The organism is Micromonospora sp. NPDC049301, from assembly GCF_040678715.1.
GTDB lineage: Bacteria > Actinomycetota > Actinomycetes > Mycobacteriales > Micromonosporaceae > Micromonospora.
This window is the reverse complement of record NZ_JBFAQO010000005.1, coordinates 422,100-436,307: the sequence shown is the minus strand read 5'-3', so window position 1 is coordinate 436,307 and position 14,208 is coordinate 422,100. Positions and strand designations below refer to the sequence as shown.

12 protein-coding genes are annotated in these 14,208 nt (G+C 75.9%); 5 read left to right on the top strand and 7 right to left on the bottom strand.

What is annotated here, in order from left to right; genetic code table 11:
- Window positions 1-109 precede the first annotated feature (109 nt).
- The 4 genes from AB0K07_RS17830 (at window position 110) to AB0K07_RS17815 (ending at window position 4,808) form a co-directional block, all read left to right on the top strand.
- Window positions 110-1,747 (top strand): hypothetical protein, encoded by a 1,638-nt coding sequence (locus AB0K07_RS17830; RefSeq protein WP_363756311.1) that lies wholly within the window; start codon window positions 110-112, stop codon window positions 1,745-1,747.
- Window positions 1,747-3,210 carry an NADH-ubiquinone oxidoreductase-F iron-sulfur binding region domain-containing protein gene (locus AB0K07_RS17825; protein ID WP_363756309.1) on the top strand — a complete coding sequence of 488 codons (1,464 nt, stop codon included), beginning with the start codon at window positions 1,747-1,749 and terminating at the stop codon, window positions 3,208-3,210. Before AB0K07_RS17830 ends, AB0K07_RS17825 begins: the two co-directional genes overlap by 1 nt.
- 63 nt (window positions 3,211-3,273) lie before the next feature.
- Complete coding sequence (locus tag AB0K07_RS17820) at window positions 3,274-3,876, top strand: redoxin family protein (RefSeq protein ID WP_363756307.1); 603 nt, start codon at window positions 3,274-3,276, stop codon at window positions 3,874-3,876.
- Window positions 3,873-4,808 (top strand): cytochrome c biogenesis protein CcdA, encoded by a 936-nt coding sequence (locus AB0K07_RS17815; RefSeq protein WP_363756305.1) that lies wholly within the window; start codon window positions 3,873-3,875, stop codon window positions 4,806-4,808. Before AB0K07_RS17820 ends, AB0K07_RS17815 begins: the two co-directional genes overlap by 4 nt.
- Here AB0K07_RS17815 and serS read toward each other — a convergent pair.
- The 4 genes from serS to AB0K07_RS17795 form a co-directional block, all read right to left on the bottom strand.
- Window positions 4,805-6,091, bottom strand: a complete 1,287-nt coding sequence (gene serS / locus AB0K07_RS17810) for a serine--tRNA ligase (protein WP_363756303.1) — start codon at window positions 6,089-6,091, stop codon at window positions 4,805-4,807. The genes AB0K07_RS17815 and serS overlap by 4 nt on opposite strands.
- A 115-nt stretch (window positions 6,092-6,206) precedes the next feature.
- Window positions 6,207-7,319 carry a MerR family transcriptional regulator gene (locus tag AB0K07_RS17805; protein WP_363756301.1) on the bottom strand — a complete coding sequence of 371 codons (1,113 nt, stop codon included), beginning with the start codon at window positions 7,317-7,319 and terminating at the stop codon, window positions 6,207-6,209.
- 25 nt (window positions 7,320-7,344) lie between these two features.
- On the bottom strand, window positions 7,345-8,589 hold the full coding sequence (locus AB0K07_RS17800) for a saccharopine dehydrogenase NADP-binding domain-containing protein (RefSeq protein WP_363756299.1): 1,245 nt from the start codon (window positions 8,587-8,589) through the stop codon (window positions 7,345-7,347).
- 72 nt (window positions 8,590-8,661) lie between these two features.
- Complete coding sequence (locus AB0K07_RS17795) at window positions 8,662-9,102, bottom strand: hypothetical protein (protein ID WP_363756643.1); 441 nt, start codon at window positions 9,100-9,102, stop codon at window positions 8,662-8,664.
- 144 nt (window positions 9,103-9,246) lie between these two features.
- On the opposite strand from AB0K07_RS17795, the gene AB0K07_RS17790 reads away from it, so the two are divergent.
- On the top strand, window positions 9,247-12,126 hold the full coding sequence (locus AB0K07_RS17790) for a LuxR C-terminal-related transcriptional regulator (RefSeq protein ID WP_363756297.1): 2,880 nt from the start codon (window positions 9,247-9,249) through the stop codon (window positions 12,124-12,126).
- A gap of 19 nt (window positions 12,127-12,145) precedes the next feature.
- On the opposite strand, the gene AB0K07_RS17785 is transcribed toward AB0K07_RS17790, so the two are convergent.
- From AB0K07_RS17785 to AB0K07_RS17775, 3 genes are all read right to left on the bottom strand, one after another.
- Window positions 12,146-12,694: a DsbA family protein gene (locus AB0K07_RS17785; RefSeq protein WP_363756295.1), complete on the bottom strand. Its 549-nt coding sequence runs from the start codon at window positions 12,692-12,694 to the stop codon at window positions 12,146-12,148.
- The gene (locus AB0K07_RS17780) at window positions 12,691-13,185 is read right to left on the bottom strand and encodes a redoxin domain-containing protein (RefSeq protein WP_363756293.1); all 495 of its coding nucleotides are present in this window, start codon (window positions 13,183-13,185) and stop codon (window positions 12,691-12,693) included. Before AB0K07_RS17780 ends, AB0K07_RS17785 begins: the two co-directional genes overlap by 4 nt.
- A gap of 66 nt (window positions 13,186-13,251) precedes the next feature.
- The gene (locus tag AB0K07_RS17775) at window positions 13,252-13,938 is read right to left on the bottom strand and encodes a BON domain-containing protein (RefSeq protein WP_363756291.1); all 687 of its coding nucleotides are present in this window, start codon (window positions 13,936-13,938) and stop codon (window positions 13,252-13,254) included.
- Window positions 13,939-14,208: the final 270 nt, after the last annotated feature.

Here is a 14,208-nt window from a genome sequence, read left to right as displayed (position 1 = left end):
GCTACACGCGCCCCGGCGCGGGTTGGTTCGATCCGGCCCAGAAATTTCCGTCCGGGGTGATCCGCGCGCCCCTCCGGTCCGTACTGGATGGGGGAGCAGGGGTCGGCCGGTGGTACGCCGCCGCGAGACGATCGAGGAGCAGATGGCCCGGGCAAAGCAGAATCAGAAGGCGGCCACCGTCCGGACCAGCGCCAGCAGTCGGGGGGTGCGGACCCGGTCGCGGTCGGCGACAGCCCTGCTGATCGCGTCGGTGCTGGCCGCGCTGTGGGCGGCGACCATGCTTACCGGGGCGGGTCAGACGGCGTACGCGTACGGCTTCTTCTTCACCGAGTTCTTCGCCGGGGTGATCGCCCTGGTCTCGCTGAGCCTCACGGTGATGCTCGGTCTGCTCGCCACCGACCGCCTCGTGCTGCGTATCTCGCACCGGGTGCTGTTGCAGTCGGCGCACCGGGCCACCGGCGTGCTCGGCGTCGCCGGGCTGCTCTTCCACGTGCTCACCAAGATCGCCACTGGTCGGGCGGCGGCGACCGACGCGCTGGTGCCGTTCGTGGGCGGCCGGGGGCTCTACGTCGGGCTCGGCACGGTGGCGGCCCTGCTGATGGTGAGCGTGATCTGGACCGGCATCATCCGGGCCCGCTTCGCCGGCGTCGGTCCGAAGTGGCTGTGGCGCGGGCTGCACTCCATGGCGTACGTCGCCTGGCCGTTCGCCCTGTTCCACGGCCTCAACGCCGGCCGGGTCGCGCAGTCCTGGGTGGTGCTCAGCTATCTCGCCTGCGTCCTGCTGGTCGTGCTGGCGCTGCTGGTCCGGCTCTCGGTCACCATCGGCCGGCGCAGCCGCGAGCAGCACCAGGCCGCGGTGCGCAACGCGGCGATGGCCGGGCGGGTCGGCGACGAGGGCCGCGGCCGGTCGCTGCTGGCCGGGCTGAGCCGACGCCGCGACAGCGGAGCGGAGAAGCGTCCCGCCTGGGCGGAGACCACCACCGCCACGTGGGCCGCGCCGGCCACCGCCCGGCCGCGTGACCCCGAGCGGTTCACCGTTCCGGTGGTGCCCGAGCCGGGTTCGCTCACCGAGCCCGTCGGGCCCAGCCGGCGCCGGCGGGACGAGGAGCCGGCGGCCCGCCGGGGCACCGAACGGGCGGCGCGCGGCCGGCGTGACGAGCTGGAGCCGGCGACCCGCCGGTCGACGCGGCGGGGTGCGGACGAGCCCCGTCGGCGCGACGAAGAGGAGCTGGAGCCGGTGGCCCGGCGGCGCGGCCGTGACCGGGACGAAGCCGTCCCGACGGGGCGGCGACGCGGCGGCGCGCCCGTCGAGGAGCCGGTCGTCGAGCGCGCCACCCGCCGGTCCCGGGCGGAGGACGACGGCAGCCGGTACTCGGCCCCGCCCCGCCGGGCCGTGGAGGAGCCCGAGGAGCCGTGGGACAGCCCGCGCCGGTGGCAGGCCGACGAGCCGATCTCGGCCGGCCCGATCTCCGCCGGCCCGATCTCGGGGGCGCCGCGCAGCGGCAGCGGCCGGCACAGCGCCGAGGACGACCTGCCGGAGGAGCCGGACTACTGGCGCCCGCCGGCCCGGTACCTGCCGGAGGAGGACGTGGCGCCGCCCGTCGACGACACCCCCACCCTGGTCGACCTGGCGTCGCGGCGGGCGCGGCGGGCCGCCGGCGAGAGCCGGTCCGCCAAGCGACGCCGCGCCAGCGCGGACGCCGTGGACGGGGCGTACTGGGCCGGGCTGCGGGGTGAGGCGAAGTGATGCGGACGACAGTGCCTCCGGTGGCCTGCGTCGGCGAGCCCCGGCTCACCGCCGGGTTCGCCGAGTTCGGCCGGCTGGACCTGGCCGCGCACGACGAGGTGCACGGGCCGCTCGGCCCGATGGAGCCGGCCCAGCTGCTCCGGCTCGCCGAGGGCATGCAGCTCAAGGGCAAGGGCGGGGCGGGTTTCCCGTTCGCCCGCAAGATGCGGGCCGTCCTGGAGTCGTGCGAGCGGCAGGGCCTGGGCGCGGTCGTGGTGGTCAACGCCAGCGAGGGGGAGCCGGCCAGCTGGAAGGACAAGGTGCTGCTGACCCGCGCCCCGCACCTGATCCTCGACGGCGCGGCGCTGGCCGCGTACGCGCTGGACGCCGAGGAGATCGTGATCGGCGTGGCCGACGACGGCATGGGCCAGGACTCGCTCATGGAGGCGCTGGCGGAACGCCGGATGCCGGTGCCCACCACCATCGTCACCGTGCCGCACCGGTTCATCTCCGGCGAGGGCGGCGCGCTGGTCAACGGGATCAACGGGTTGCCGCACATCCCGCCCGGCACCAAGAAGCGCTCCAGCGACTCCGGCGTCAGCGGCCTGCCCACCCTGCTGTCGAACGCCGAGACGTACGCCCAGCTCGCCGTCGGCGCGCGACTCGGCCCGTACGAGTACGCGGCGCTCGGCACCGACGACGAGCCGGGCACCGTGCTGCTCACGGTGACCGGCGCGGCGGGCCGGCCGGCCGTGGTGGAGTGCACCGCCGGCATGCCGCTGCGCGACGTCCTCGACCTGTGCGAGGTCCCGGAAACCCAGGGCATCCTGATGGGCGGCTACCACGGCAAGTGGATCACCCCGGAGGCGGCGGCCCGGGCGGAGGTCTCCCGCAAGGGCCTCGCCGCCGTCGGCGGCACCCTGGGCGCGGGCATCATCGTTCCGCTCGGTGTCGACACCTGCCCGCTCGGTGAGGCCGCCCAGGTGGTGCGCTACCTGGCCGGCGAGTCCGCCGGTCAGTGCGGGCCGTGCAAGATGGGCCTGCCGGACCTGGCCCGAGCGGTGGACCTGGCGGTCGCCGGCAGCCAACCGGCGGACGTGGTCCGCGCTGCCGCCGGCGAGGTGAGGGGCCGTGGCGCGTGCAGCCACCCGGACGGCACGGCCCGGTTCGCCCTCTCCGCGATCGAGGTCTTCGCCGACGACCTGCGGCTGCACAGCACCGGCGACGGCTGCGGCCGGCGGGTCAAGGGCGTGATGGGGCTGCCGGGCGCGCCCGACGCGAACCCGCAGAAGCTCACCCTGGACTGGTCGCGCTGCGACGGGCACGGGCTCTGCGCGCACGTGGTGCCCGACTTCATCCGGCTCGACGCCAACGGGTACCCCGCCTTCCCACCGACCCCGGTGCCGACCTGGCTGCGGGAGGGTGCGCTGAAGGCGGTCAAGGTCTGCCCGGAGCTCGCCCTCCGACTCGCCAAGACCGAGTAGGGCACCTTCCCGACGCCTGGTGCGGAGGAAGGGCCCTTCCTGACGACTGTGAGGGAGACGCGGATGCGCAGCTGGCACGCACGGAGGTGGCCACGCCGGGCCGGCACGGCAGCCGCGCTGGTGGCGGCACTGCTCGCCACGGCTTCCTGCACCGGCACGGCCACACCGCCACCCGCCGCCGCCGGCACCCCACCGGCCAGCGCGACCGCCGCCCCCACCGGCTCGCCGACCGCCGCCCCGACCCGGCCTCCGGCACCGGTTCCGGACACGCTGCGCTTCACCGGAACCACCCTCACCGGCACCGCGTTCGACGCGGCCCAGCTGGCCGGCCGGCCGGTGGTGCTGTGGTTCTGGGCCCCGTGGTGCGCCACCTGCGCCAGCCAGGCCTGGACGGTGGCCGAGATCGCGCCCCGGTACCGCGACACCGTGCCGATCGTCGGCGTCGCCGGCCTCGGTGAACAGCGGGCGATGAAGGACTTCGTCACCGAGTTCGACCTCGCCGGCACGCCGCAGATCGACGACCGCGCCGGCGCGCTCTGGCGCCGGTTCAAGGTGACCGAGCAGAGCACCTTCCTGATCATCGATCGGGACGGAAAGGTCGTCCACCAGGGATTCCTGGACGGAGAGGCGCTCACCGCCCGGGTCACCGCACTGGCCGGGGCGTGACCGCCCCGCTGCTGCTCGCGCTGACCGCCGGCATGCTCGGCGCGGTCAACCCGTGCGGCTTCGCGTTGCTGCCCGCGTACCTCTCGCTGCTGGTCGCCGGGGCGCCGGGCGCCCGCGGCGCGGTCGGCCGCGCGCTCACCGCGGCGGCCGGGCTGACCCTGGGGTACGTGCTGGTCTTCGGCGCCTTCGGCCTGGCGCTCGCGCCGCTGGCCGGCTGGCTGCGGCCCCGGTTGCCGTGGCTGACCGTGGCACTCGGGCTGCTGCTGGTGGCGGCCGGGTGCTGGCTGCTCGCCGGGCGGCGGTTGCCCGCTCCCGGCTGGTCGGCCCGGGCGCCCCGGCTGACCCGTTCCTGGCCGTCGATGGCGCTGTTCGGCGCGGCGTACGCGCTGGCCTCGCTCGGCTGCGCCATCGCACCGTTCCTGGCCATCGTGGTGACCAGCCTCCAGGCGGGCTCGACCGGCCGCGGGCTGGCGCTGTTCGGCGCGTACGCCCTCGGGATGGGGCTGGTGGTGGCGGTCGCCGCGCTCGGCGTGGCGCTGCTGCGCGACGGGCTGGTGGCCCGGCTGCGCGTCGCCGGCGCGTTGGTGCCCCGGCTCAGCGGCCTGGTGCTGCTGCTCTCCGGCGGCTACGTCGCCTGGTACGGCTGGTACGAGCTGCGGCTGGCCGCCGGCCGCCGCGACGCCCTGCACGACCCGGTGGTCCGGGCAGCGGCTCGGCTGCAACACGGGGTCGCCGACGCTCTCGACACGGTCGGCCCGGCGGTGCTGCTCGCGGCCCTCGTCCTGCTCGCCGCGCTGGGCCTGGCCGTCCGAAAGGGCGCCGTCCGGACGCCACCGGCAGTGGCCCTTCCGGACCCGGCAGCCGGGCGCACGACGGTGGATACGTCGACGGGGGCCGGGATGCACCCGGCCCCCGTCGAACGGATCGGCTAGCCCAGCGGGGTCAGGCGGTCGGTGCCCATCCGGTCGCGGAGGACCTCGGGGATCAGCACCGAACCGTCGGCCTGCTGGTACTGCTCGATGATGGCCGGGAAGAGCCGGCTGGTGGCCAGCGCCGAGCCGTTGAGGGTGTGCACGAAGCGGGTCTGCTTGCCGCCCGGCTCGCGGTAGCGGATGGCCGCCCGGCGGGCCTGGTAGTCGCCGGCCCAGGAGACCGACGAGACCTCCTTGTACTTGCCGGTGCTCGGCATCCACACCTCGATGTCGAGGGTCTTCCTCATCGACGCGCTGGCGTCACCGGCGGAGAGCAGCGTGCGCTGGTAGTGCAGACCCAGCCCCTCGACCAGGCTCTCGGCGTGGGCGAGCATCTCCTCCAGCGCCGCGTCGGCCTGCTCCGGCAGGGTGAACTGGAAGATCTCCACCTTGTTGAACTGGTGCCCGCGCACCGTGCCGCGCTCGTCGGAGTGCGAGCCGGCCGACTCGCGCCGGTAGCACGGGGTGTACGCGAACGCCTTCAGCGGCAGCTTGGTGGTGTCCAGGATCTCGTCCTGGTACGCGCCGAGGATCGCCGTCTCCGAGGTGGGCAGCAGGAACTGCCCGCGCGGGGCGCTGTCCCGGTCCAGGTGGTAGACGTCGTCGTAGAACTTCGGGAACTGCCCGGCGGCGAAACCGGCCGAGTCGAGCAGCAGGTGCGGCGGGAGCAGGAACTCGTACCCGGCCCTGATGTGCTGGTCGATGAAGTAGTTGAGCAGCGCCCACTCCAGCCGCGCGCCGACCCCGGTGTAGATCCAGAAGCCGGAGCCGCCGAGCTTGACGCCACGCTCGTAGTCGACCAGGCCCAGCGCCCGGGACAGCTCGACGTGGTCACGGACCTTCTCGATGGCCGGCGGCTCGCCGAACGTCTTGACGACCCGGTTGGCCTCCTTGCCGCCGGGGAGGACGTCGTCGCTGGGCAGGTTCGGCAGCTCGCTCATCGCGTCGCGCAGCCGGCCCTGCACCTCGTCCAACTGGGACTCCAGCTCGGCGAGCTGCTTGCGCTCGGCCTCGGGCGCCGTCACCTGCGGCTCGGTGCCGGCGCGCTTCGCCTGCGCGTACGCCCGGGACTCCGCCTTGCGGCGCTGCCGCTCGGCGTCGATCTCCGTGATCAGGGCGCGCCGTTCCTGGTCGAGCCGCTGGATCTCGTCCAGGGCCCGGTCGACCTCGGCGGGATCCAGTCGCTTCGCCAGCGCGGTCGCCACCGCCTCGCGATCCTTCCGGATCAACTCCATGTCGAGCATGCTGCTCCGTACGCCTCCATCCGGGGTCACAGGTGGACCCACAGATGCTACCGTCGTGCCCCGGTCGGTTCGGGACGGGGAGCGCGAGCCCACCGCCTGGGAACCGACGGCGGGTTCAGAGCCGGATCGGCATCAGCACGGAGAAGGTGTCCGCGTCGTCGAGCCGGCGTATGGCCAGCGGGGCGATCGGCCCGTCCAGCTCCAGGACCAGCTGCGACCCGCCGGCCGCGTCGAGGGCGTCCAGCAGGTAGTCGCCGTTCACCCCGACCCGCAGCCCGCCGACCGGGTCCGGCACCGCCATCCGGTCCCCGGTCGGGCCGGCGGCGGGCAGCAGGCGGACGCCGGCCCGGTCGTCGAGGCCGAGCACGGTGATCGCCAGCGACCGGCCGTTGTATTCGCGGGCCACCGTGGGGGCGGCCGGGTCGGTGAGCGCGGCGCGCAGCGCGGCCACGTCGACCGGGATCCGGTACGCGGCCGGACTCTCGCCGACGGCCTCCCGCAGCAGCCGGCGGTAGTCGGGGAAGTCGTACGGCAGCGCGGTGCCCGTCAGCGTCCGACCGGCCACCGCGACGCGCAGGTCCGCACCGGTCACGGTCAGCCGCACCGACCCGGGGTCGGCGGGGTCGAGCAGCGCGCGGAGCCGGTCGACGAGGTCCACTCCGACGAGCACCCGCACCGCGGGCCCGTCGACGGTCGCCCCGGCGCGGGCCAGCGCGAGCCGGTGCCGATCGGTGGCGACCAGCCGGACGGCGTCCGGCTCCACGTCGAACAGCACACCGGAGAGCGCCGGCAGCTCCGGGTCGTCGCCCACGGCGAAGCGCACCGCGTCCACGGCCGCGGCCAGCTCGATGGGGGAGAGCAGCAGGGTGGTGGCCGTGGACGGCGCCGGGTCGACCAGCTCCCGGAGCCGGGCGACCTCCCGGCGGGCGTCGGCGAGCCCGTCCGACAGCCGGCGCAGGTGCGCGTCCAGCAGCCGGTGCACCGTGGCCGGCTCGGCGCGCACCGCGGCGGCGATCTCCGGCACGGGCATGCCGACCCGACGCAGCCCGGCCACCAGCCGGGCCGGGGTGATCTGCGCGTCGGTGTACCAGCGGTAGCCGGTCACCGGATCGACCAGGGCCGGCTCCAGCACCCCGGCCGAGTCGTAGAAGCGCAGCGCGCTGACGGTCAGGCCGCTGGCCCGGGCCAGCTCGCCGATGCTGTGCAGGTCGCTCTCCACGCCGGGCATCCTGCCCCCTCGACCCGGTCGAGGGTCAAGCCGCCGTCCCCGCGTCCGGCGTGGCGGCCGTACGCCCGGCGGCCTCGGTCAGCGGCAACGCCGCCTCGTCCTTCAGCACCCGGAAGGTGAGGCCGGCCCGGATGAGCCGGTCGAGCAGCGCGTCGCCCATCGCGGCGACCGGGGTGAGCTGACCGGTGGTGGGGGGCAGCTCGTCGAACGCCAGGCAGAGCGCCGACTCGGCGAGCATCTTCGCCGTCTCGTCGTAGCCGGGGTCGCCGCCGGCCACCTCGGTGACGACCCGGCGTCCGCCGCCGGTGCCGACGAACCGGACCCGGAACCAGGACGCCGCGCGCTGCTGCGGGGTGGGGCCCTGCCCGGACGCGAGCCGGCCGAGCAGCCAGCGTCGGGTGGGCGGCAGCTTCATCAGCCCGAGCAGCGCGCCGAGCCCGGCCGCCCCGGCCAGCACGGTCGGCAGCCGCTTCACCGCCGCGAAGTGCCGGTAGCGGAAGTCGGGGCCGTACTCCGGCCGGGCCGCCGCCGAGCGGCGGACGACCTGCGGGTCGATGGTGGGCAGCGGCACGGTCCAGATGCCCAGCTCGGCCGAGCGGGTCAACCGGCCGGGCACCGCGCGGACGCGGCGGTCGGTGGGGCGCGGCTCGACGGACCGGCGATCCCGGGCGGCCCGGCTGGCCTGACCGGTCCGGGAGAACGCGGTGAGCGCCGAGTGGTACGTGCCGGCGGAGAACCGGCCGCCGGCGCGGACGTACCCGTCAACGGTGACCGGTGCGCCGGCCGGCAGTTGCTTCACGGTGAACCAGACGCCCAGGTCGTGGGGGATGGAGTCGAACCCGCAGGCGTGCACCAGCCGTGCGCCGGTGCGGGTCGCCTCGGCGTGGTGTCGGACGTACATCAGGTCGACGAACTCCGGTTCGCCGGTGATGTCCAGGTAGTCGGTGCCGGCCCGGGCGCAGGCCGCGACCAGCGGCTCCCCGTGGTGGATGTACGGGCCGACCGTGCTGGCCACCACCCGGGTGCTCTCCGCCACCGCGCGCAGCGAGTCGGCGTCGGTCACGTCGGCGGTGAGCAGTGGCAGCCCGGCCAGCGTCGGGTCGATCGCGGCGAGCCGGTCCCGTACGGCGGCGAGGCGGTCGGGGTTGCGGCCGGCCAGCGCCCAGCGCAGACCGGGGGGTGTGTGCCGGGCCAGGTATTCGGCGGTGAGCCCGCCGGTGTACCCGGTGGCTCCGAACAGCACCACGTCGTACGTCCGCTCCGCAGCCATCCCCAGAGTCTGCCATCCGCCGTCCGCAACGGCAGATCATGAGCGGGGCGGATCTGTCGGACGGCGGCGCACTCACCCGTGACGTCCGGGGCGGTCCAGCGCGGACCGGTCGGCGCGCAGCACCTCACCGGCCTCGATGTGCTGCTTGGCCTGGCCCAGCGTGCGGCGGACCAGCAGTCCCGGGTCGTCGCCGACCAGGTGCGCGGCCAGCCCGACCCTCGGGGTGGCGCCGGCCAGCGGGCGGGCGGCCAACTCGGTGCCCCGGTCGCCCGGCGCCGGCCGGACCCGCACCTCGACCGCACCGTCCAGGCAGCGCAGCGGCTCGGGCCACCGGCCGCCGGGGAGCACCTGCTCGGGAGGCCGGCACACCGTGACCACCTCCCACCGGGCCGGCGCGTCGGGGTCACCGTCCGCGCCGGTCCGGCCGCGCCGCCGGGGTACGCGGAGCAGTTGCGCCGCCCCGGTCAGCGCCGTGCCGCCGAGGGTGGATCCCACCCGCGCCAGCCGTCGCATCGGTCCCACCCGTCCTCCTCGTCCACGTCCCCCGATCCTCGGTCGGCACCGGGTGAAGCCGGCTCGCCCCGAAGGGGTGAACCCCTCCGCTCCGGGTAACCGCTCGCCGACCGGGGGGTGGAACGTCCGTGGGGGTGGAGCCGGGTGCCGGAAGAGCAGGTTCGCGTACGGGTCGGGACGGCACCGGGGCACCCGGCGGACCCGCCTTTGCTGGCGTCCCGGCTGACCCCGGCGGTGCCGCCGGAACCGGTGGTGGCCCGGCCCCGCCTGCTGCGCCGGCTCGACGAGGGCAGCGCGGGACCGGTCACCCTGGTCGCCGCTCCCGCCGGCTGGGGCAAGACGACCCTGCTCGCCTCCTGGGTGCGGCTGGCCGGTGGCATCGCAGCCGACCCCGGGCCGGCGTGGGTGTCGGTGGAGGTCGGCGACGACGGCGATCGGCTCTGGGCGTACCTGGCGGCGGCGCTGCGCGCGGCGACCGGGCCGGCGGACGACGGACCGGCGGCGCCGGTGCCGGACGGGCCGCCGCGCCCCGACCAGTTGGAGCTGCTGGCTGCCACGCTGGCCGCCGCGGACCGGCCGGTGCTGCTGGTCCTGGACGATCTGCACCGCGTCGCCGACCCGGCGGCGCTCACCGGGCTGGAGTTCCTGCTCCGGCACGCCGAGCAGCGGCTGCATCTGGTGGTCGGGGCCCGCGCCGGGCTGCCGCTGGCCCTGCACCGGCTCCGTCTCGCCGGCGAGCTGACCGAGATCGGCCCCGCCGAGCTGGCCTTCACCGACGACGAGGTGGCCGACCTGCTCACCGCGCACGGCGCGCCGCTGCCGGCCGCTGCCCTGCACCGGCTGCGCGAGCGCACCGGCGGTTGGCCGGCCGCGCTGCGGATCGCCGCGCTGGCGTTGCGCGCGCAGCCCGATCCGGAACGCTGGGTGGCGCAGTTCGGTGGCGACCAGCCGGAGATCGCCGGCTACCTCCAGGAGGAGGTGCTCGCCGCGACCGACCCGGCCGACCGGGACCTGCTGCGCCGTACCGCCCTCGCCGAGACGGTCTGCGCGGACCTGGCCGAGGCGCTGACCGGCCGCGCCGATGCGGGGCAGGCGCTGGCCGACCTGGCCGGGGCCGGCGGTCTGCTGCACCGGGAGGAGAGCCGCCCGCCCTGGTACCGCTGCGACCCCCTGCTGGCCGACCTGCTCCGGGCCGAGCTGGCCCGGCTGCCCGCCGACGAGCTGCGCGAGCTGCACGTGCGGGCGGCCGATTGGTACGCCGGTGCCGGGCGCCCGGTCGACGGGCTGCGGCACGCGCTGGCCGCCGGCCGGTGGGACCGGGCCGGTGACCTATTCGTCGCGCACTGGCCGGACCTCACCCGCTACGACCCCGACCCGGTCGACGGCCCCGCGCCCCCGTCCGCGCCGCCGGAGGTGGTCCGTGCCGACCCGGAGGTGGCCCTGGCCTGCGCCGCCGAGCGGGCGTACGCGGGCGATCTGCCGGCCGCCACCGCCCACCTGCACGCCGCCGCCGGGTACGCCGACAGCCTGCCGGTGCCGCGCCGGGACCGCTTCCTGCGGCTGGCCACCGCGCTGGAGCTGACCCTGGCCCGGCTCGCCGGCGACCCGGCCGAGGTCCGAGCCGCCGCCGCCCGGCTGCTGCGGACCCGTCCGGCCGGCCCCTTGCCGACCGGGACGCCGGGTGCCGCGCGGACCGGCACGCCCGGTGCCGCGCCGGGTGCCGTGCCGACCGGGACGCCAGGCCCCTCGTCGACCGGGGCGCCGAACCATGCGCTGGCGGCGGGCGCGGGCAGCGCCGCCGAGGACGCGGACCTGCGGGCGTTCACCGGCACCGCGCTGGGGCTCGTCGAGCTGGCCGCCGGCGCGCTGCCCGCCGCCCGGTTCGTGCGCGCCCGGGCGGCGGCCCGGGAGGCCGGCCGGCCGCGTACCGAGCTGGTCGGCGCCAGCCGGTCCGCGCTGCTGCTCGCGGTACGCGGCGACCTGCGCGCCGCCGAGCAGGCGGCCCGGGACGCGCTCGCCATGCCGCCGAACCGGGGCTGGTCCTGCCGGCTCGACTGCGGCTACGCCAACCTCGCGTTGGCCGTGGTGGCGCTGCACCGCGACCAACCCGAGGAGGCGGCGGCCAACCTCGCCCTCGCCGCCCCGGCGACCGGTCCGGCCCGCTCCGCCGAGGCGGACTCCGGGGACGACTGGCCGGCGGGGCCGCCCGCCGAGCCGGTGGCGGCGGCGGTGGCCGCACTCTGCCGGGCGTACCTGCACCGCGACGCCGGTGACCTGGCCGCCGGCCAGCGGCTGCTGGTCCGGGCCCGGGAGTCGCTGACCGACCGCCCTGCCGCCGCCGAGCTGGCGAACCTGCTGCGCGCCGTCGAGGCCGAGCTGCGGGCCGAGCGGGGTGACCTGGACGCCGCCCGCGACCTGCTGGTCAGCGCCACCGACGACCCGCCCGACCCCGCGCGCGCGGTGGCGCTGGCCCGGCTGGAGCTGCGGGCCGGCGACACCGGCGCGGCGGGGCGGGCGCTGCCGGACTGGCAGGCGCCGCCGTCCGCGACCTGGCCCCTGCCGGTACGCCTGGACGCCGGCCTGCTGGCTGCGGTGCTGGCCGAGCGGGGCGGCGACGGGCGACGGGCGGGCCGCATCCTGGAGCAGGTGCTCGACCTGGCCGGCCCGCAGGGCTGCCGACGGGTCTTCACCCGCGCCGAACCGCCGGTGCGGGACCTGCTGGCGGCGCACCTGGACGCGGGTACCGCACACTTCTCGCTGGTCAGCGACCTGATCCGGGGTGCGGAGCAGACCACGACGCGGCCACCGGCCGAGCCCGGAGGCACCCTCGACGAGCCGCTCACCGAGCGGGAGTTGACCATCCTGCGGTACCTGCAGAGCATCCTGTCCAACGTGGAGATCGCCAGCGAGCTGTCGCTCTCGGTCAACACGGTGAAGACCCACGTGCGCAACATCTACCGCAAGCTCGACGCGACCCGCCGGCGTGAAGCGGTCCGGCGGGCGCGCGAGCTGCGGCTGATCTGAGTGGACGGCCGGTCCGGGGTCAGGCGTGGGCGGCGTCGTCCACGGCGGTCAGCAGGTCGGCCAGGTCGTACCCGCCATCGTGGCGGACCTCGTTGACGAAGAGGGTCGGGGTGCCGTTCACCCCGCTGCGGATCCCGCCGACGAAGTCCCGGCGCACCCGGTCGGCGTGCGTCCGGCCCTCCACCTCGGCGTTCAGTTCGTCCGGTGGCAGACCGAGCTGCTCGACCCCGAGCGAGAGGTGCACCGGGTCCAGCTGGTCCTGGTGCTCGTAGAGCCAGTCGTGCATCTCCCAGAACCGACCCCGGGCAGCGGCGGCCTCGGCCGTCTCGGCGGCGCGTTCGGCGTACGGGTGGACGTTGGCGATCGGGAAGTGGCGGTAGACCATCCGTACCGTTTCGGCCCGCTGGCGCAGCAGCTCGTGCAGGTTCGGGTACGCCGCGCCGCAGAACTGGCACTGGAAGTCGCCGTACTCCACGATCGTGACCGGCGCGTCGACCGGCCCCCGGACATGGTCGTCGGCGGTCACCGGGTCCCGGAGGCGGGCGGTGACCTGGAGGGGCGTGCTCATCGGGCCATCACCCCCTGCTCGGCGAGCCGGTCCAGCGCGTCGAAGATGCCGTCCGCGCCCGGGTTGACGTCGGGCGGGGAGAGGTAGCTCCAGGCCACCGTCCCGGTCCGGTCGAGCACCACCAGCGCGCGGGCCGCCTCACCCTGCGGGGTGTACACACCGTACCGGCGCGCCACCTCGCCCTTGGGCTCGAAGTCGGCCAGCAGCGGGAACTCGATGCTCTGGCTCTGCGCGAACGCCCGGTGCGACCAGATGCTGTCCACCGAGATGCCCAGCACCACCGCGTCGTACTGGTCGAAGACCGGCGCTGCCGCCTGGTAGAGCGACATCTGGTCGCCGCAGACGGGGCTCCAGTCGGCGGGGTAGAAGGCGAGCACGACTGGGCTGCCGCGGAACTGCTCGGGCCCAATCTGTCGCCCATCGGGGGTACCCGCCAGGGTGAAGCCGGGCGCGGGTCGCCCCGGTTGGATCAGCCCGTTCGGATCACTCATGCCCCCAGCCTGCTCCCGGAGCGGGTGAGGCCGGCTCACCCACCCCGGGTGGTTCCGCGCTCACGGTCAGCGCAGCACCGGAGCGACCGCGATGTGGTTCTGCACCTCCCGGATCCCGGGCGCGGACCAGGCCACCTGCTCCACCTCGGCCCGTTCGGGCATCGAGTGCACCAGCCCGGCGAGCACCGCCGTGTCGCCGTGCACCCGGACGCTGATCCGCTCGGCCTCGGTGGCTCCGGCCCGGGCCAGCGCGTCGACGATCCGCTCGGCCAGCTCCCGCCCGTCCGGCACGGCGGACGGGCGGACGGTGATGCCGTTGCTCACCCCGCGTACGCCGGACAGCCTGCTGACCGCCCGCTCGGCGGCCCGACGCTGGTACTCCCACTCGACCTCGCCGTGCAACGTCACCCAGCCGGCCGAGACGGTGACCTGGAGCTTCTCGACGGGCACGAACGCGTCCCACTCCAGCGCATGGCCGGCCGCGGCGGCCAGGTCCGGGTCGGCGCGCTCGGCCCCGCCGGGCAGCCGCACCGTCAGGTCGTTGGCGACCGCCCGGACGCGTGCGACCCGGTGGGTGGCCCGCTCGGCGGCCCACTTCTTCGCGTAGCTGTCCACCCGCCCGGTCAGCGTGACGACGCCCTCCGCGACGGTCACGCCGATCTCGTGTGGCTGCACCCGGGGTTCCCAGGTCAGCTCGTCGAGTACGGCGGACTGGATGTCCTGGTCGGTACGGCTGATCGTCGCGATGGCCATCTGTCCCTCCTCCGGTTCGTGGGCGGCGGACCGGGTGACGGCCGTGGCCGGGGTCCGCCGAGGTCCGATGCTGCCGCCGAGCGGGGTGAGCCGGCCTCGCCCCGGCCGGGTGAGGCCCGGGCCGTTGCGGTCCTGTCGGTGCCGGCACCAGGTACGGAGATCGATGCATGGGAGCGCTTCCAAAGCTCTTGTCGATCGGTTACGGTGAACGTGCTCCTCGATCGCGGATGCGCATCGGGTGGTGGGAGCCGGGGCGGCTCCGACCCGTCC